Source organism: Marisediminitalea sp., assembly GCF_984433645.1.
In genome coordinates this window covers 1-18,650 of the sequence record NZ_CFIDRX010000082.1, presented here as the reverse complement: position 1 = coordinate 18,650, position 18,650 = coordinate 1, and the positions used below count along the sequence as shown (strand labels likewise).

Annotated in this window: 16 protein-coding genes; 11 read left to right on the top strand and 5 right to left on the bottom strand. The window is 49.2% G+C overall.

Translation table 11 applies throughout. The annotated features are described in order from the left end of the window. The first annotated feature begins 34 nt into the window (after positions 1-34). The 10 genes from AC4MRN_RS11820 (at position 35) to AC4MRN_RS11775 (ending at position 9,000) form a co-directional block, all read left to right on the top strand. Positions 35-1,303 carry an NRAMP family divalent metal transporter gene (locus AC4MRN_RS11820; protein ID WP_491203387.1) on the top strand — a complete coding sequence of 423 codons (1,269 nt, stop codon included), beginning with the start codon at positions 35-37 and terminating at the stop codon, positions 1,301-1,303. Between the two features lie 4 nt (positions 1,304-1,307). Continuing rightward, positions 1,308-2,180 (top strand): 5'-methylthioadenosine/S-adenosylhomocysteine nucleosidase, encoded by an 873-nt coding sequence (locus AC4MRN_RS11815; protein ID WP_491203386.1) that lies wholly within the window; start codon positions 1,308-1,310, stop codon positions 2,178-2,180. Between the two features lie 120 nt (positions 2,181-2,300). Beyond that, positions 2,301-2,969, top strand: a complete 669-nt coding sequence (locus tag AC4MRN_RS11810; protein ID WP_491203385.1) for a TonB family protein — start codon at positions 2,301-2,303, stop codon at positions 2,967-2,969. An 11-nt stretch (positions 2,970-2,980) separates the two neighbouring features. Further along, a complete protein-coding gene (locus tag AC4MRN_RS11805) occupies positions 2,981-3,589 on the top strand; it encodes a sigma-70 family RNA polymerase sigma factor (RefSeq protein ID WP_491203384.1) in 609 nt (202 codons plus the stop codon). Then, positions 3,586-4,152: a hypothetical protein gene (locus AC4MRN_RS11800; protein WP_073322397.1), complete on the top strand. Its 567-nt coding sequence runs from the start codon at positions 3,586-3,588 to the stop codon at positions 4,150-4,152. The genes AC4MRN_RS11805 and AC4MRN_RS11800 overlap by 4 nt, the downstream gene beginning before the upstream one ends. Further along, entirely contained in the window at positions 4,146-4,892 is a 747-nt protein-coding gene (locus AC4MRN_RS11795) for a hypothetical protein (protein ID WP_491203383.1), read from the top strand. The genes AC4MRN_RS11800 and AC4MRN_RS11795 overlap by 7 nt, the downstream gene beginning before the upstream one ends. Positions 4,893-4,900: 8 nt before the next feature. Beyond that, positions 4,901-5,893: an SRPBCC family protein gene (locus AC4MRN_RS11790; RefSeq protein ID WP_491203382.1), complete on the top strand. Its 993-nt coding sequence runs from the start codon at positions 4,901-4,903 to the stop codon at positions 5,891-5,893. Positions 5,894-6,221: 328 nt separating this feature from the next. Then, positions 6,222-6,869, top strand: a complete 648-nt coding sequence (locus tag AC4MRN_RS11785; protein ID WP_073322402.1) for a carbonic anhydrase — start codon at positions 6,222-6,224, stop codon at positions 6,867-6,869. A gap of 10 nt (positions 6,870-6,879) precedes the next feature. After that, entirely contained in the window at positions 6,880-8,418 is a 1,539-nt protein-coding gene (locus tag AC4MRN_RS11780) for a SulP family inorganic anion transporter (protein WP_491203381.1), read from the top strand. Positions 8,419-8,559: 141 nt separating this feature from the next. Beyond that, a complete protein-coding gene (locus tag AC4MRN_RS11775; protein WP_491203380.1) occupies positions 8,560-9,000 on the top strand; it encodes a DUF3291 domain-containing protein in 441 nt (146 codons plus the stop codon). A gap of 48 nt (positions 9,001-9,048) precedes the next feature. On the opposite strand, the gene AC4MRN_RS11770 is transcribed toward AC4MRN_RS11775, so the two are convergent. Next, positions 9,049-12,144 (bottom strand): rhamnogalacturonan lyase, encoded by a 3,096-nt coding sequence (locus AC4MRN_RS11770; RefSeq protein WP_491203379.1) that lies wholly within the window; start codon positions 12,142-12,144, stop codon positions 9,049-9,051. Between the two features lie 287 nt (positions 12,145-12,431). On the opposite strand from AC4MRN_RS11770, the gene AC4MRN_RS11765 reads away from it, so the two are divergent. Then, the gene (locus AC4MRN_RS11765) at positions 12,432-14,765 is read left to right on the top strand and encodes a PilZ domain-containing protein (protein WP_155014342.1); all 2,334 of its coding nucleotides are present in this window, start codon (positions 12,432-12,434) and stop codon (positions 14,763-14,765) included. 27 nt (positions 14,766-14,792) lie between these two features. Here AC4MRN_RS11765 and AC4MRN_RS11760 read toward each other — a convergent pair whose 3' ends face one another. From AC4MRN_RS11760 to carB, 4 genes are all read right to left on the bottom strand, one after another. Further along, positions 14,793-15,248, bottom strand: coding sequence for a GNAT family N-acetyltransferase (locus tag AC4MRN_RS11760; protein ID WP_491203378.1), 456 nt, complete (start codon positions 15,246-15,248; stop codon positions 14,793-14,795). A 2-nt stretch (positions 15,249-15,250) separates the two neighbouring features. Continuing rightward, a complete protein-coding gene (locus tag AC4MRN_RS11755; protein WP_073322414.1) occupies positions 15,251-15,805 on the bottom strand; it encodes an NUDIX hydrolase in 555 nt (184 codons plus the stop codon). 69 nt (positions 15,806-15,874) lie between these two features. After that, on the bottom strand, positions 15,875-16,351 hold the full coding sequence (gene greA, locus AC4MRN_RS11750; protein ID WP_491056036.1) for a transcription elongation factor GreA: 477 nt from the start codon (positions 16,349-16,351) through the stop codon (positions 15,875-15,877). Positions 16,352-16,473: 122 nt separating this feature from the next. Beyond that, the coding region (gene carB, locus AC4MRN_RS11745; RefSeq protein ID WP_491203377.1) for a carbamoyl-phosphate synthase large subunit at positions 16,474-18,650 on the bottom strand (2,177 nt) is incomplete at its 5' end.

The following is an 18,650-nucleotide window of genomic DNA, read 5'->3' as shown; positions in this document are numbered from 1 at the left end:
CACATATTGCATTTACGTCTTTTCAGGACTGCTCGTGGAACAGCACTCGGTATCGGATAACCGTTTTTCTCGCCTTCAATTACTTATACAACGCCTTGGCCCGGGTATTCTCATGGCCACAGCGGCTATAGGCGGCAGCCATCTCGTGGCTTCCACTCAGGCTGGAGCAAAATTTGGCTGGCAACTAGCGCTGCTTATTCTGGCCGTTAACCTGTTTAAATACCCGTTTTTTCGGGCGGGTGTGAGTTACACCATTTCCACACAACAAACACTACAGACCGGCTATGCGGAAATGGGTAAGCCTTATCTGCTCACCAGTTTTGTATTAAATGGCTTGGTTTCCTTTGTGAACGCTGCCGCGCTATTGTTGTTTTCTGCCAGCTTATTTAGTTTATTCATTCCTTTTAGCCTGCCCTTACCGGTAATAGCTGGCGGGTTACTGGCGGTTATGTTGCTGGTGTTGATTGCAGGTCACTATCACCTGCTCAATCAGGTGGCCAAGTTCATTATGATTGCGTTGGTTATTGCCACAGTGAGCGCGACGCTCATAGCCTGGCAACAGGGCCCGGTTGCGCCGGCAGACTTTGAGTCACCTTCGCCGTGGAATTTAGCTGCCATCGGCTTTTTAGTGGTCACCATGGGCTGGATGCCCGCGCCAATCGAAATATCGGGTATTACGTCACTGTGGTTAAAACAACAGTGCCGCGAGCAAACCGTTACGCCCTCGTCCGCTTTGTTTGATTTTAACCTGGGCTATATTGTTACCCTGCTTCTGGCTCTGGTTTTTCTGGCTTTAGGCGCATTGGTGTTGCATGGCAGCGGTGAACCGTTGGCCAGCGGCGGTATTGGTTTTTCTCAACAATTGGTAAGTTTATATGCCTCAACCATTGGTGAATGGGCGCGCTACCTGATCGCCATTGTCGCCTTCCTGTGTATTTTTGGCTCCGCCATTACCGTTTACGATGGCTATTCCCGTGCACTTGCGGAATGTCACAGCTTGCTTAAAGGCAAGTCAGATATCCCGGAAAACATCTATGTGGGCTGGTTGATCTGGGTATCGGTAATGAGTTTCGCTATTGTGGTGTTCTTCAAGTCTGCCCTGCTCACCATGCTGGGATTCGCCATGACACTGGCATTTGTTACCACGCCTATGTTTGCGTGGCTGAATTATCGGTTGGTACAGAGAGCAAACCTGTCACCGGAACTAAGCGGTGGCAAGGCATTATTGTGGTTAAGTCGGGCTGGTCTTGTTTATCTGTTTGGCTTTTTAGCCGTCTTTATTGTTTGGAAATGGATGCTGTAATCTTATGAGTGTATTTCGCCGTGTTGTTGTCTTCGCTTCGCTTTTAATCTCTGCGTTTGTGCAGGCCGACAACTTTAAGCAAGTCGCCATTCCTGCCGCACCTGCTACCCAAGCCCCCGTAATGATTCAGGGCCCCATGCCAATTGAAGCCGAACATTTTGCCGGCCTGCTGGATAATGTACGCAAAGAACAATCAGGCCATGCCACCTTTTACTTAGGTACGTTAAACGGCTATCCCATTGTGGTCGCGCAAACTGGCAAAGGGTTGGAAAACACCGCAGCTGCTACGGCGATTGGGATAGAGCGTTACCGACCTCGTGCGATCATCAATCAGGGCACCTCGGGGGGCCATGATCCGAGCCTGAAGGTGGGCGATATCGTAATAGGCAAACGCTCAGTGAACGCCAGTAACTTCAAAACGCCGTTTCGTGCTAAAGGCGAAGGTTCAGCCCCACTTGAATGGTTGCCCATGGACTTACTGGCATCGTCAGGCAGCGCGGGTGAAGGCGACTCAGCGAAAGACGCAGAGCGCATTCGCTATTACCTGGGGTCACCTGAACTCATTGCCGCTGCGCATGCTGTTAAACACGCATATGAACGTGGCAAAGTGGTTGAAGGCACGATTGCCAGCGGTAATTTTTGGAACAATGAACTGGATCGCATCGCCTGGCTACACAACCAATTTGGCACCAGTACCGAGGAAATGGAAACCGCGGCTGCCGCCCAGATAGCGGAAGCTTACGGTGTACCTTTTGTCGGCATTCGGGTGCTTTCCAATAACCTGACCAATGGCGGGCATTACGACCCCACTACCGCTACAGATTGTCAGGCCTTTGTGCAGGCAATGTTGCTGCATTACCTGGCTGCGGAAAAATAATTTAAAAAAGTTCACCCCTTCTCGCCGACTCCGTCGTTGTATGTGTGAAGAGGCGCAGAAACAGGTGATTTAACATGGCCGTTTCATGCGCTGCTTCGCATTAATAATAAGGAGCTTCGCATGCAAACAAACATCGCTACGCCAACACCTCACGCATTACCCGCCAATTCTCTTGTTGTCCCTGGGAGCGTCAAAACGCTTACTCATATAGCACTAGCTGGCGCGGTGACATTTGGTTTATTCGTAATGATGGCCAAACTCATTGAGCAAAACGCGGAAGTGCCCGTGCCAACAGAAACGCCGGTACTAGCGAACATTGTGTTGGATGTGGAAGAAACCAAAACCCAGGTACGCCCCAAGATAAAGCCCATGCCTGAACCGGTAAAAGCACCGGAAACCAAGCCTACCATACCGCCTCAGGATCCCGGCCCGACGAATACGGACTTCAATGTCGATCCGGTAACGGTAAATACGGAAGTCACGATAAATACCACAATGGGTAATGGTACGCAGGATATGATGGCCCGCCCTATTGTGCGCGTTGACCCCAGCTACCCACCCGATGCCGCGCGTGATGGTGTAGAAGGTTGGGTAAAGCTGGCTTTCGACCTGACACCGCAAGGTACGGTAGCCAATATCAGCATTCTGGATGCTGAACCCAAACGGGTCTTTGATCGCGAAGCACGCCGCGCACTGGCAAAATGGAAATACCAGCCTCGGGTAGAAAAAGGTGTACCCATGGCACAAACTGGGTTACAAGTGATACTGACGTTCGCGTTAGAGCAGTAAGGACAGTGCCAATGGGAATAGCCAGACTGGGATTTCTGACTTCAATAAAAAACAGGCTAACCGCTGCCGGCCAGGAAACCGCGCCCACATTGGCGCAATCCTCTCCTGCCGCCAGCAGCTGGGATTCGCTTTTACAGCGCTATCAAACCACCGGCGATAACCGCGCGCTGGAAGCGCTGTACGACGAACATGCCAACCGCCTTTACTATTATCTATTGGTGATGAGCGACCCCAACACTGCCGCCGATGTCACGCAAAAAGTGTGGCTCAAACTGGTAGAGTCGCCGAATCTGTACAAAGCACAGGGGCAGTTCCAGGCGTGGCTATTTACGGTTGGCCATCGCATGCTCATCGATGAAATACGCAGAGACAAACGCTGGACCTACGATGATGATGTCGAGTCGCTGCCCGATGAACATCAGGAACTCCGTCACTGCGACGATTTTCATCAGGCGTTGAAGCAACTCCCTTTCGCCCAGCGCGAAGCCTTTTCACTGCAGCAGGAGGACTTTAGCCTGCAGGACATCGCAACTATCTGTAATGTACCGGTTGAGACCGTCAAAACACGACTGCGCTACGCCCGGGATAACCTGCGGAAACTGTGGAAGCCATCAGCATGAACGACAACGAATTTAAACAAGCTTACGAACAAAGTAAGCAGCAATATCCGGCGCCGGGACGCATTAAACGGCAGGTGATTAATCAGGCAAAACAGCCATTCTCCTGGCAGAACTACCTGCCGGGTAAAGAGTGGATGGCATTGTGCGGCGCACTGTGTTGTTTGGTCGTGATCTACGCAATGAACACATTTACTCAACAGTCACCAGTTGCGCATTCAGACGCACTTGAGGTTGCTGTTGCTTATCACGGCTACGAAGATGAATTACCTGACACCAGCCAGTATCAACAACAACTCACTGTGTATAACAAAGCCTATAAAGACAAACTGGCTACGTTAACCGCGTTCCACTCGAAGCACGCTATGCTGGCCAAACATGAAGGCAATTGGTTATTCACCGACTGCAACAATCAAAAAATTACGGTGTCGCCACAGCTCATGCAGGATTTAATGCTGCACAAACGGGCTGACGCCGAATTGATGGCGGGTAACTTTGTAGAACTGGTCTTTGACGATCAAGGGCGCTTGATTCAAATTACACAAAGTCGGAAGCACTTATGTTAATCAGAAAGCTATGTATTTCACTCAGCGTTGTCATTTTGGCCAGCCAGTCTGCTTTCGCAACTACCTGGGGAGAAGCCGAGGTCGCAGACCCCATATTTACAGGCGAAACCTGCCAGGTTTCCGAGCCGGCGAGTTACGGAAGCTATATTTATCACTGGCCAAGTAAATACGATCAGGTATTTTGGCCTTACACCGACCAGCACGGAATTTGGGTATGTGAAGCGTCTGGTTTTGTCGGTTTAATCGGTGACTTTACACTTTCCGAACAGGAAAAAGCCGCCATCACTCATTACCTTTCAGCCCACACTCCCGACAATACGACCATCGTAGGAAAGCTGGAAACGCTTGAAGCCCTGACTGCATTACGCGATTTAGATGGGGATGAGCGCAACCATATGAAACGATTACTGGCCCGTTGGTACGAAGACCTGGGTGACCCTGTGAAAGCCAATAAATACCGACAAGCAGCGCTCTCTGAAATCGCTCTTTTCCTGGCAAATAATGCAGCCGGTGAAGTTGATGAATACCATCGTTTACAATACCTCTATGTGGCCACGGCTTACAGTTATCACTTAGGCAGGACGGATGATGGCAATACTTACAAGCAGGCTTTTGAACAGTTATCGCTGAACTTAAAAGATCCGGATAACCTTGGCTTTGCCGACTATCTGACAGCCCTCCTTGAAGATATTCGCACTATTCCTCCCGGCGGTGCGCTTTCTCTTCCCGTGGATCAATAATCCCCGTCATGACGTTGTCTCCCTCACATATTGGTATTGTTTGCGGCGCGCTCTATGGCCTGTTATTCAGGGTTGTATGGGAACTGGATAAGCTCAGTCATCTGAACGGTTTGGTGACAGCGTCGTTTTTATTCCTGGTGCCTTTTGCGATTGGCTACATCCGCATCTATTATGAACTAAAGCAATGCCAGACCATCTCGGCGTCCAGAGCGAGTACATTGGCGTGGCAGCCTGTTTTTGTTTGTATGCTGGTATCCGTTATTACGCTGTTAGAGGGCAGTATTTGCGTCGTTCTTGCTTCACCCGCTTTTCTGTTTTTTGCCAGTATGGGCGGCCTGGCCGCGCGCTGGATCCGACTTCGTCAGGCTACGAAATCAGACAAACCTTTACTGTGTACCATATTACTCCCCGTACTGTGTACTCCTATTGAATTAACGACCCTTTCATCAACCTATCAATACACGGTTAGCGACAGTGTGATTATACAAGCCACACCAGATCAGGTTTGGCAGGAATTAGGAAACGTCAGCGACATTAGCAAAGATGAGCTTCCATTGTCATTCGGGCAACTTATCGGTATTCCCCGACCATTACGTGCGTCTATGAGCGCGCTTGAGAACAATGCAGTCAGAACCAGTGAATGGGGAAAAGGCGTAGTGTTCCAGGAAATCATTACTGCCTGGGAGCCAGCCGAGCGAATGGCCTATCGCTTTGACATTAATCCCGAGCAAATCCCGGATACGGCATTGGATAAACATGTAAAAATGGGCGGCGAATTCTTTTCGCCTTTGTACGGTAGTTATCACCTGCAACTGACACCGGAAGGCTATACCCTGCTTACCCTCAGTACAACGTTAACCGATAACACCAACCTGGGTGGGTACTCGCGGTTTTGGGGACGTGTCATTTTCCATGACTTTCACTACATGTTGTTACGGCTCATGAAGCACCGGGCAGAACAACATACTGTAAAATCAAAATCTCACGGAAGCGCTTCGTGACCTGCTGCCAGTACACTGACATGCTGCGTTATACAACTTCACAAAACCAACATAGCACAACAAATACAATTTTAACAAAATATAAACAAACCATTGTTTTTACAACTATTTTCAAATGAAAAACGTGACAGTGATTTGTCGCAAAATTTCGTTTATCTGCAGTAAAAAATGCCGGCTTCCCGCAGTTTAACCCGCTAATTCTCCGCTCTGGCTCATTCCCACCCCATGATAGTCAATGACTATCACTAAGTGAGATTTTAAACTATATCGTTATCACCGAATATGACTATCAGACATTTTATTTTCTTCTATAACCGGAGCTTTCCCCATGGATCATGTTATATCTGGTGTCGCTAAATTTCAGCGTGATGTTTTCCCCGAGCAGCAAGATACGTTTAAAAAACTGGCCAATGGCCAGAGCCCTGAAGTTCTCTTTATCACCTGCGCAGATTCGCGCATCGATCCAAACCTGGTAACACAAACTGCCCCAGGCGAATTATTCATCTGCCGAAATGCAGGTAACATTGTTCCGCCACACAGCAACCAGACTGGCGGCATGACTGCATCTATCGAATTTGCTGTGGCTGCACTTGGCGTGAAACACATCGTTATTTGCGGTCATACCGACTGTGGTGCTATGAAAGGGGCGATTACCCCTGACAAACTGGACAGCTTGCCTCACGTAAAAGAGTGGTTGGGTCATTGCCGTTGTGCCACCGAAGTCGTTAAAGAAGTCCACGGCGAAGTAACAATGGATCATCTGGACGACGTCACCAAAGAAAATGTGTTACAGCAATTACAGCACATTAAAACGCATCCTGCTGTGGCGGCAAAACTGGCAACCGGCGCAGTTCAGCTGCACGGCTGGGTTTACAACATTGAGCACGGCACGATCGCTTGCTGGAACCCGCAAACTAAAGCGTTTGAAGAAATGGAACAGGCTTACGCCGAATCCAGGCTGACAGCCTCACTTTAAGGAATCAATGATGAAAATGGACCTCTCATTTAAACATATTAAGCAGGATCTTCCTGCCAGTATTGTCGTGTTCTTCGTGGCTCTGCCACTCTGTTTAGGTATTGCGCTAGCATCTGGTGCACCACTTTTCTCGGGCATCATCGCCGGTATCGTGGGCGGTATTGTCGTTGGTATGGCCAGTGGCTCTCGACTGGGTGTGAGCGGCCCGGCAGCAGGTTTGGCTGTAATTGTCTTCGATGCTATTGCTACGCTTGGTAGTTGGGAGCTATTTCTCTGTGCGGTTGTACTCGCGGGGGTATTTCAAATTGCGCTTGGCTATTTACGCGCCGGGTTCGTTGCCTACTTTTTCCCAACGTCGGTCATTACTGGCATGTTGACGGGGATCGGTTTACTGATCATTCTGAAACAGCTGCCGTACTTACTGGGCTGGCACGCCGACTTTCTGGGCGAGCAAGCGTTCCAACAATTCAATGGGGAAAACACGTTTTCAGCCATTACTCATGCCATCTCTCAGATTTCGTTACCTGCCCTGTTGATTTCAGCGTTCTCGCTGGCGTTGCTAGTGGTGTGGGACAAATACCTGACGCCCAAGCACAAGATTTTCCAGCTTATTCAAGGCCCCATTGTGGTTGTATTGCTGGGTATCGTCTTTACCGTCATTCTTAATCAGGCCAGTGCGCCATTGAGCGTGGACCAGTTGGTATCTCTGCCGGTAATCAGCAGTTTTACTGACTTAACGAACGAGATGGCATTTCCTGCCTTCGATCAAATGTTTAGTCTTGATGTACTGACGGTTGCTGCGGTGATGGCCATTGTCGCCAGTATCGAAACCCTGTTGAGCGTAGAAGCTACTGACAAACTTGACCCTCAGCGCAATACCACACCAACCAATCGTGAATTGAAAGCTCAGGGGCTGGGTAACATTTTCTCTGGTTTACTTGGTGGTTTACCGGTAACACAGGTAATTGTTCGCAGTTCAGCCAACATCGCGTTTGGTGCCAGATCGAAACTGAGTGCCATCATGCACGGCTTTTTCCTGCTGATTGCGGTGGTGGCCATTGGCGGACTTCTCAACCTGATCCCACTGGCATCGCTGGCGGCGGTGTTGATTATAGTGGGCTACAAGCTGGCTAAACCGGCTACCTTTTCCGTGATGTACCGCGCGGGCTGGGAGCAGTTTTTACCCTTTATGGCTACGATCATTGTGATGCTGGTTACCGATTTGTTGTCAGGCGTGATTGCCGGATTAGCCGTGAGCGTATTTTTTACCCTCAAGCACAGCTACAAGAACTCGTTCCACTTTCGCGATACCGTAGAAAATCAGAACGATTTGGAAACCCATCACATTGTGCTGGCAGAGGAAGTCTCGTTCTTTAACAAGCCCAGTATTTTGAAGAAACTGAATTCTCTGCCTGAAAACTCAAAAGTCATCCTGGATTTTACTAACTCAAAATCCGTTGCCTTCGACGTAATAGAGTTGGTGAAGGACTTCAGTGCAAAAGCCCATCATCGCAATATTTCTGTAGAAACGGTGGCGTTGAAACACTAACCACAGTTGACCGGGGCAGTTCGCTGCTCCGGTGCAACACTCCCTTCCCAATGCCTACCCACTATTCGCTGTTTAAAAAAATACCCACTGTCCCCATAGTGTTCATTCAACTGACATCACTATTTGGACAAGGACATCCTCATGCAACTCGCTCAACTCAATATAGCCAAAGCTCGCTATTCATTAGACGCCCCTGAAATTAGCGATTTTGTCGATAATCTGGACAAAGTTAACGCTATTGCTGAGTCTTGCGATGGATTTGTATGGCGTTTGAAAGACGAGGCCGGCAATGCAACCAATATCAAAGTGTTTGACGACCCCGACTTATTGATAAACATGTCAGTGTGGACCTCGCCTCAAGCGTTAAAAGACTTTATGTTCAAAACCCTGCACCGGGACTTTATGCGCAGAAAAAATGAATGGTTCTACCCGCCTGAACAGAATACCTACGTATTGTGGTGGATAGAAGATGGGCATATTCCAACCATTGATGAAGCCATCGAACGACTCACCCTGTTGCGGGAACAAGGTGAATCCCCCGAGGCTTTTTCATTTAAATCGTCTTTCCCGGCGCCGCGCTGAATAGCGAAAAGTGCCTCTGTTCAGCAATTGGGGCCTGTTAATTGACTATCAGAACATTACCACGGCTTCCGGATCGGTATTGTAGGTAGTGCCATCCTGCATAGTGAGTTTAAACATGTACCAGTATTGTGTACCTTCAACCAGCCCCTGATTATCCATAAACACGCCGCTGGTAGGTGCCCCGGGGCTAATTCGGGTTCGTCCGCCAAGCTGCTCGCTGGTGTTACGATAAATTTGCACACTGCGGATCGGTTGGGCGAAACCCTCAAGAGACCAACTGATTTGAATGCCTCCTTCAACCTTTTGACTCACCAGATTGGTTTGTGGAACCGCATTTGTTTGTGAATAGGTGATCGCCGCTTCTGGCTCTGTATTGAAGGTACTGCCATCCTGCATGGTTAATTTGAACATGTACCAATAGGTAGTGCCTGCAACCAGTCCCTGTGAATCTGTCAGGCTACCGGCAACCGGTGCGCTGGGACTGATTCGGGTTCGTCCGCCTAATTGGTTTCGGGTGTTGCGGTACACCTGCACACCGCGAATAGGTTGTGGGAAGTCTTCCAAAGACCAGCTTATCTGAATGCCACCCTGTACTTCCTCACTGGTGAGGTGTGTCTTGGGTACTAAAAAGCGTTCGGCGAAAATCGGGCCTTCTTCTATTACCGTACCATCGCGTGTAATGAATGACAGCCAGTAATAGTATTGTTCTCCCCCCAGACTCGATGCATCCTGCCAGGCAGTATCAGTTGCAGCCAGCGTTGCCACAGTTTGACGTGATAATGTGCCAGGATCGGCGTCAGGGTCCGTGATCGTGGCTCTGTCAATGTCGATACTGACAATATCAATTGACCGGGTAAACCAGGCTAATTGTACCGGACCATCCGTGCTGTTTTGGTAAGTGTCAACAACGGGAATCAGGCTGGTTGTAAGTGAGGCATAGGTGGGCTCGAGCTTAACGACCTCAAACTGACGAAGCAGTTGCATTTCAGCCCAGTATAAATAGGTGACATCGGGTGCAACATCGGTGTCTACAAACACAGAATCGTTTCGGTTTAACGTTGCGACCCACTGTTTATTTTCAGGATCGTCAGCAGTACTGCGGTAAATATCCGTCGATTTTACTTTATCACCCGACTGATACAGGTTAACCACAATGTGTTGCTCAAAACCGTTAGCCGATGCCTTAGCAAACGGTGCGACGGCTGTTTCTGACACAGTAAACGCAGGGGTGTCGGTCATATCGGTCCCCAGGTAAAAACTGGGGTGCGGCGGTTGATTGTAACCGACGTTTTGCCAAGCAATCGCAACGCGATACTGGGGATCATGCATTAGCGTTGGGAAGCGATATTGCGTCGGGTGTGTCGTTGAAAAAATACGAAGTTCACTGCTGTCTGCTGTGGCCCAAATAACTTCTTCGCGCCAGTCTCCCAGAATATCAGCAGACAGCCCAGGCGTTGCCTTGGTACCATTGTTCGACACCACACCATAATCTGCCCCTTCCAGTAATGGCGTTGTACCAGCACTCTCCGGCAACCATTTTGAAATCGTCGTTTTATCCAGCAACTCCCGGCTTAGATCGCCATCCCACCAGGTGACAAAGTTTACTGGTGCAGGGCGTGAAGTACTAATTAATGTGCCATCTGCTGCAACCAGTCCGCCGCGCGTCGCCCAGTTTTCGTTACCGACATAGTTGGGGTCGATATCTGCACTTACTCCTCGGCCAACATCAGCCTGATTACTGGGGCGATGCCACAGTATTTCGCCGGTTGCGGCATCGTGTAATTCCACACCATACTCAACGCCATTTTTTGTATAAGCCGAGGGGGACTCGTGCACCATGTAGATTTCCATGCCCGGGCGGTTAGGGTCGATGTCGGTCATGTGTTGTGCATCACCGTGCCCCAACTCGGTGGAATACAATAAGTGCCCGTCATCGTCAATGGTGGCAGCGCCGTAGGCGATCTCGTCCTTGCCGTCGTTATCCACATCGCCAACGGTAACGCTGTGAGCGCCTTGTCCGTATGCCAGTGCATCGGCACCACCATTGTCTGTATCAAATACCCAGCGACGTTGAAGTTCACCGGCCTCCCAGTCATACGCTGCAATGACTGCCCGGGTATAATAACCACGCGCCATAAATAGACTCGGTTTGCTACCATCCAGATAAGCCACCCCGGCCAAAAAACGATCAACACGGTTGCCGTACCCGTCTCCCCAGCTATTCACATCGCCGCGTGCGGGCTCATAATCAATAGTATCCAGCGCTTTACCTGTGAGGCCATCGAACATGGTAAGGTATTCCGGACCCGATAAAATATATCCGGCATCATTACGGTAGTCCGCAGTAGCATCACCAATAATCTGACCCTCACCGTCGACGCTACCATCTGCCGTTTTCATTGCAAGCTCGGCACGGCCGTCACCATCAAAGTCATAAGCAATAAATTGTGTGTAATGTGCGCCTGATCGAATATTTGGCCCAAGGTCGATTCGCCACAGCTGTTCGCCCTCAAGGGTATATGCATCAATCAATGTTGGCCCCGTATCCCCGGCCTGTGAGTTGTCTTTGGCATTGCTGGGATACCACTTCACCAGAATTTCATACTGACCGTCGCCGTCCAAATCGGCCACAGAGGTGTCATTTGCAGAGTAACTGTAAGTTTGACCCTTTATCCAGCCATCTTCAGGCTTTACCAGCGGTACTGATAAGTAAGGCATGGTCCAGGGCGTCACTTTATCAGACACGCCGGTACCGCCAACTGGCGGCTGTATGCGATTGTGCTGTCGGCTATAGAACGCTTTAACCTGATACCGATCTGAAGCTGTGCCTTGTTCATCAACAAACGAAGTCACATCGGTCAACTTACTATGATTGATTTTCTGGCCATTGCGATACACATCAAATGACACTGTTTCGGGATCCCTGGCAAGTAAACGCCAACTCAGGTAATTGCCGTTATTGGTCGGCACCGCTATCAGTCCCCGGTCCAGCTGTTCAACCTGAGGCCCACTGGTTGCAACAGGATGTTGTGCCTTAGTGGGTCTGGTTAATTGTTTAGCCCCACAACTTGCGCTAAACACAATCGGTAGCAAAGCCGCAGCCAGGCATAGCCGCGATTTTCCGTTTCGTTTTATCAGTGTCATATGCCCTACCTTGTCGATGTTCGTCACTGGTTTTAATAAAAACTTCAAAAGTTAAGAAAATGTAAACTAGACAAACAAATAATCAACAACAAGCAATAGCCGTCTTTATTAATCATTTTGGTTAAAATACGAACTTTTGAAAGGTAATCTTTTACTGTGAGACACATGGTTAAGGGTCGCGTGACGCTACCCCATGCCCCTGATAAAACCATAAACACTGTTCAATGGCGGCACTTTGGTGTTATGTTAAGTTTCATGGCATTACGTACTCGAAAAGAACAAAAACGATGAGTACCGAACAAGACATTATTGAACGCTACGGCTCCGTTATAAAAGCACTCATTCCTTATCAGCAGCAAGGTAAGTTGTTGGAGGGATTGAATCGCTTTTCTTCCAGACTGAATGCGCAGGCCCGCAACGTTATAAAAAACGAAGTTATTCGACTGACATCGCAAACAGATGCGCCAGCCGACAACTCTGCATTCGCTCAATTTCCGGTTAAGAAATTTGCTCACTTCGGCATCACCATGACCCTTGACCGGGTAGGCGCAGAAATACTGAAGCGGGAAACGGCGCGCTACCTGGACCAATACACGGTCGGCGTATTCGAGTCTATTACCAACTCGGACTTCTATAAAAATCAGGTCACGCGCAAATTACGCCAGAAAATAATGCAGGCGTTCACGGTGCAGTCGCAAAGCTATAAAGACATTGTATTTGACGATGACTTGTCAATTACTCCCCATTTTTCAGTATCAACAACGGCGTACCAGAATGGTAGAAGCCTCGCTGTAGTCGCACTCAGCGCCTCGGAAATCACGGTAGCCTGTACCCGCTCCCCCAAGTTTGCTGACGAGCCGGTTCCCATTCTGTTTCCCGACATTATGGGACTTTGCAAGGCGCACCAGGAAATCCACTACCGGTTTAAAGATGTCGAGTTCAGTAGCCGCACACAACGGCATCACGCCACATTCACGCTAGCGGAAGAAGATGAGGAGTGGCGTCCCAAAATAGCCAAATACCTGGCCGGTGTTTCGTTGCGCATGCCTTTGGAGCGCGACCTGGAAATCGAGCGTACCATGCAAGCACTGGATCGCGACCGTATTGTGGAGAACTCGCCCTGGATCCCGGTGTTTCTGCGCAACGAAAATGACACCTTTATTCCCACCATGGTATTGCTGACCGGCACCAACGCCGAGCGTAATCCTGGCTGTCGTAACACCCGCTTTCTGCCTGGCAAAGCAAGGTTTAAGCGGATTATGGACGAACTCCAACGCTATCACGAAACCTTTGTGTTCAGAGCAACTATTGTCTCAGGCACCGGTAAACCCATTGAGTTATGCGCTACCCTCAGAGAGCTTGAACACGCGAATATACTGGGCTTTTTTATCAAACTGGCAGAAGAATCCGGTAGCTTAGCTATCTGGCAATACCGCTTGAGTGAAGTCCCGGACACAGATCGCAGCAATGCGATGACAATTCAGGATATAAAAACGGAAGACTCCGAACTGATCCCACAGTTGAAGCACATTTTATATGCTCGCATGATGAACGAAGAGCTGGGGAAACTGAAAGCACACTGCAATATAGAAAAAGCGAAACTTCCCAAACAGCTTAGCGACAGTCAGGCTTGTTGGCCCCTGCATTTTGTCATGGAAGAAGGCAATGATCGCCGCGCTGAGCCGCGTTATCGAATAGAAAAAAGCGCCTCCGTAAAATTTGGCCTGATGAGCACTTACCATGCCATCGTCAGGGATTTTTCGTTAAGCGGCATGCAAATAGAGCTACTGTCTCCCCCACAGGAAGCGACACCGGAATTTATTAAAGTGAGTGTCCCTGATTTAAAAATGAAAGGCTTGCGCTATCAGGTCCTCAATTATTCACCGCAAACACTGGTAATGCGCTTAAAGCTCGAGGCGAACGATGCCAACAACAAAATGGCCAGCAAAATTAAAGGCCAGAACGCTTCCATGCTGAAGATTCGCAATATCGAGCAGCAACAAAAAGTGTATTTCCGATATCTGTGGGAACTGGCTTCGAGAAACCAACCGCATATTGCGATTCAAATCATTAATGGCCGACAAATGCACGGCAGGTTGAAAACCGTGTATATGCCAGAGCAAAGTAATGACTTGTATCCCTTCAAGCAACTTACGAATGAAGTGCCTCTGCATGGTTTTGTTGCCGATATGGACAAGTCACCACCTGACTCCAGTGTATTACGACGCTTGCTGCAACAGGCAAATCGATACCACATGGCAATCCACTGTGAAAGAAAAGCCGATCAACGCCTGATTGCCCTGACAGCCCACGAGTGTTTTGCCAGTAAATTACGCAAACAAATCGTGCAATATCTGGAAGAAAACAAGGTAATTTTGTGTGCAACGACGTTGGAATGCCATGCAAACGTTCGCCAGACTACGCCGATGACCAAGCAACGTTTGGCTTTGCTCTCCAAGGTAGACATGGACGTGTATGAGAAACTGCTAAACCTGCAGCACACCTATTCACACGTGATTCACCTTATCGATGTTTCACCGCTGATACAGGCTTTGACACTGGCCCAATATGTGCCTACCGAGAGTCAGGAGACAGCCAGTGATAAGCCAGAGAGTGCCTGAGCAGTCGCCATAGCTTTAAATACAGGCCTACAGCAAACGCATCATAAAACAGCTGTTTGGATCGTCTGTATAGTCGGCGAAGGGCCCGCAAAACTCAAAACCGTGGCGAGCGTAAAGCTGCCTTGCTGGTTCAAAAAAGGCCATAGAACCTGTTTCGAGATACAGCGCTTCAATGCCCTTTTCACGGGCGAAACCCATCAGGTGAAGCAACAATAATCTGGCAGTACCGCGGCCACGTTTTGCTCTGGGAGTACGCATCGACTTAATCTCACCTTGCGCTTTATTGTGCTGTTTTATCGCAATACAGCCAAGCAGCTCATCGTTTTCCCAAGCGCTGAAAAAGGTGATAGTCGGATGCTTTAACCCGCTTAAGTCCAACGCGTGAACACTTTCAGGTGGCGAGGTAGCGCGCATATCTTCAAGATGCTCTTCCAGTAACGCATGCACCTGAGGGTGAGACAAATCATCGACAATAATACGCACGGTTAGATAAAGCCCTTCAAGCGGGCCAGTCCAAAGGCGTTACAGGTCGTGGCATCCATTATTTCTCCCGCCAGGATTTTTTGTTCCAGCTCAGCGATTGGCATTTTGTGAACTTCAAGACCTTGCTCTGTTTCTTCCAAGTCCTGGGTAGATTGAGAGAGTCCCTTAGCCACAAAAATATGATAGCGCTGAGAACACATCCCAAACGCCAGAAATTGTTCGGCAACCGGTAACCACTCATTTGCCAACAGACCACACTCTTCTTTTAACTCCGCTTTCGCAACAGCAAGGGGCTCAAAAGGTGCGTCGCCTTCTTTTGCTCCCTGAGGGAACTCCAAATGACGTCCTTTTACGGGGTAGCGGAACTGTTCCACCATGTAGACCTGCTCGTCATCAAGCGCAATTACCACCACAAAATTCGGCTTATCCACCACACCGTAGATACCGCGGTAGCCATCTTCCCGTCCGATACTGTCTTCGCGTACCGTCATCCATCGATTTTGATACACCACTTTGGTGTCGAGTGTGAAGATTTCGTCTTGCTTTTGTTCGTCCATGCGTTGTTTTCCTGCTGTCTGAAAACAAAAAAGTGGAGCCAGAGCTCCACTTTTTCAAATTAGGTGTAGTTAGATATATTCAACTTCTACGATTTCGTATTCAACCGTACCCGCTGGCGTCTGAATATTAACAACGTCGTCTAACTCTTTGCCAATTAACCCACGCGCAATGGGTGAATTAACGGAAATGAGGTTTTCTTTAATATTCGCCTCGTCATCGCCCACGATGCGGTACGTGGTTTCCTTGTCGGTTTCCAGATTCATAATGGTTACCGTTGCACCGAAGATCACTTTGCCATTGTTTGGCATTTTGGTGACGTCGATGATTTGCGCGTTTGACAGTTTGCCCTCGATATCCTGAATACGTCCTTCACAGAAACTTTGTTGTTCGCGTGCGGCGTGGTATTCAGCGTTTTCCTTAAGGTCTCCGTGTTCACGGGCTTCGGCAATGGCAGCAATGATTTTTGGGCGTTGAACCGATTTCAGTTCATTGAGTTCCTCACGCAAAAGTGCTGCCCCACGAGCTGTCATAGGATATTGCGTCATTGTGTTATTCTCACTTTAAAAGTTGTTGCTCTTGAATAAAAAATGCGCCCGGCAGGCGCAATTTTCAAGTTAATTTTTATCGGCATAGGTGAACAGGATACTAGGTATCCTGTTCGCTGTCATTAGCCGTTTATTTTGGCGTGTAATTCCTGAACTGACGTCACTTTTCCACGGTCATCAGCTGACTTAGCCTGAACCGTCGCAAATGCCGCGTTCATGGTTGTGGTATAAGTTACCTTATTCAACAACGCTTCACGACGAATATATACCGAGTCGGTAATAGCCTGACGGCCTTCCGTGGTGTTCACGATGTACGCGTACTCACCGTTCTTGATGGCGTCCACAATATTTGGGCGACCTTCAGACAGTTTGTTTACGATTGACGCCTCGATGCCCTGCGCACGCAGAGATTCTGCCGTACCGCGGGTACATTCGATAGTAAAACCGTTAGCAATCAGTGCTTTCGACAACTCAACCAGCTTCGGCTTGTCGGTTTGACGAACGGATAATAACGCTTTGCCCGGCTTAGGCAGTGGTGCACCAGCACCCAGGTTGGCTTTGGCGTATGCTTCTTCAAACGTGTCACCCACACCCATGACTTCACCGGTAGAGCGCATTTCAGGGCCTAACAGCGGGTCAACACCCTGGAATTTAGCAAATGGCAGAACCACTTCTTTCACTGAATAGAACGGCGGGATAACTTCTTCCGTAAAGCCCTGCTCTTTCAGCGACTTGCCTGCCATAACGCGCGCCGCGATTTTCGCCAGCGGTACACCGGTAGCCTTAGATACAAATGGCACAGTACGCGCTGCACGCGGGTTTACTTCAATCAGGTACACTTCGCCGTCTTTGATTGCAAACTGCGTATTCATCAAACCGATAACACCCAGTTCCAGGGCCATCGCTTTAACCTGTTCACGCATCACATTCTGGATGTCCTGACTCAGTGAGTGTGGAGGCAGTGAACACGCAGAGTCACCAGAGTGAACACCCGCTTGTTCGATGTGCTCCATAATGCCGCCAATCACAACATCAGTGCCGTCACATACCGCATCCAGGTCAACCTCAATGGCGTCATCCAGGAAACGGTCCAGCAGAACTGGTGAGTCATTCGACACTTTAACTGCTTCGTTCAGGTAGCGTTTGAGGTCCTTCAGGTCGTACACGATTTCCATCGCACGGCCACCCAGTACGTAAGATGGACGAACTACCAGCGGGAAGCCAATTTCTTCTGCTTTGGCCAGCGCTTGCTCCATGTTACTTACGGTCGCGTTTGCAGGCTGCTTCAGACCCAGCTTGTTAACCATTTGCTGGAATCGTTCACGGTCTTCCGCACGGTCAATCGCCTCTGGTGACGTACCAATGATTGGCACACCGTTGGCTTCCAATGCACGCGCCAGTTTCAGTGGTGTTTGACCACCGTACTGAACAATAACGCCTTTGGGTTGTTCAACCGCTACGATTTCCAGTACGTCTTCCAGTGTGACTGGTTCGAAGTACAGACGGTCTGACGTGTCGTAGTCTGTTGATACGGTTTCCGGGTTACAGTTAACCATAATGGTTTCGTAACCGTCTTCGCGCATCGACAGGGCTGCGTGAACACAGCAGTAGTCAAATTCGATACCCTGGCCGATACGGTTTGGACCGCCGCCCAGCACCATAATTTTATCGCGATCAGAAGGTGCTGCTTCACACTCTTCGTCGTAGGTTGAGTACATGTAAGCGGTGCTGGTTGAGAACTCGGCTGCACAGGTATCAACACGCTTGTATACCGGCTTAATGCTCATGCCGCGACGCGTGTCACGTACATCGCTCTCACCCACGTTAGTCAGGGTTGCAATGCGTGAATCAGAGAAGCCTTTGCGCTTCAGCGTGCGCATTAAGGTCTCATCAATCTGGCTCAGGCCAATCTCAGCGATGTGGTTTTCCAGATTGATGATTTCTTCAATTTGAACCAGGAACCAGCGGTCAACGTTGGTCAGATTGAAGACTTCTTCTACTGTCATGCCCATACGGAACGCATCTGCGATGTACCAGATACGCTCTGCGCCTGGCTCGCGCAGTTCATAAATCAGCTTATTGCGTGCTTCAGGATCATCCAGGTCTACAATCGGGTCAAAACCGTTGGCACCCACTTCCAGACCGCGCAACGCTTTCTGTAGTGATTCCTGCTGGTTACGACCAATCGCCATGACCTCGCCCACTGACTTCATCTGTGTTGTCAGTCGGTCGTTAGAGCCGGCAAACTTCTCAAAGTTAAAACGTGGGATCTTAGTTACAACGTAGTCAATAGCTGGTT

Bases quoted from the DNA above. Each gene is read 5' to 3' on its own strand.
- AC4MRN_RS11780 (WP_491203381.1), top strand. From the start codon at position 6,880: ATGAAAATGGACCTCTCATTTAAACATATTAAGCAGGATCTTCCTGCC.
- AC4MRN_RS11785 (WP_073322402.1), top strand. From the start codon at position 6,222: ATGGATCATGTTATATCTGGTGTCGCTAAATTTCAGCGTGATGTTTTC.
- AC4MRN_RS11810 (WP_491203385.1), top strand. From the start codon at position 2,301: ATGCAAACAAACATCGCTACGCCAACACCTCACGCATTACCCGCCAAT.
- greA (WP_491056036.1), bottom strand. From the start codon at position 16,351: ATGACGCAATATCCTATGACAGCTCGTGGGGCAGCACTTTTGCGTGAG.
- AC4MRN_RS11805 (WP_491203384.1), top strand. From the start codon at position 2,981: ATGGGAATAGCCAGACTGGGATTTCTGACTTCAATAAAAAACAGGCTA.
- AC4MRN_RS11770 (WP_491203379.1), bottom strand. From the start codon at position 12,144: ATGACACTGATAAAACGAAACGGAAAATCGCGGCTATGCCTGGCTGCG.
- AC4MRN_RS11790 (WP_491203382.1), top strand. From the start codon at position 4,901: ATGACGTTGTCTCCCTCACATATTGGTATTGTTTGCGGCGCGCTCTAT.
- AC4MRN_RS11795 (WP_491203383.1), top strand. From the start codon at position 4,146: ATGTTAATCAGAAAGCTATGTATTTCACTCAGCGTTGTCATTTTGGCC.
- AC4MRN_RS11815 (WP_491203386.1), top strand. From the start codon at position 1,308: ATGAGTGTATTTCGCCGTGTTGTTGTCTTCGCTTCGCTTTTAATCTCT.
- AC4MRN_RS11775 (WP_491203380.1), top strand. From the start codon at position 8,560: ATGCAACTCGCTCAACTCAATATAGCCAAAGCTCGCTATTCATTAGAC.
- AC4MRN_RS11765 (WP_155014342.1), top strand. From the start codon at position 12,432: ATGAGTACCGAACAAGACATTATTGAACGCTACGGCTCCGTTATAAAA.
- AC4MRN_RS11800 (WP_073322397.1), top strand. From the start codon at position 3,586: ATGAACGACAACGAATTTAAACAAGCTTACGAACAAAGTAAGCAGCAA.
- AC4MRN_RS11755 (WP_073322414.1), bottom strand. From the start codon at position 15,805: ATGGACGAACAAAAGCAAGACGAAATCTTCACACTCGACACCAAAGTG.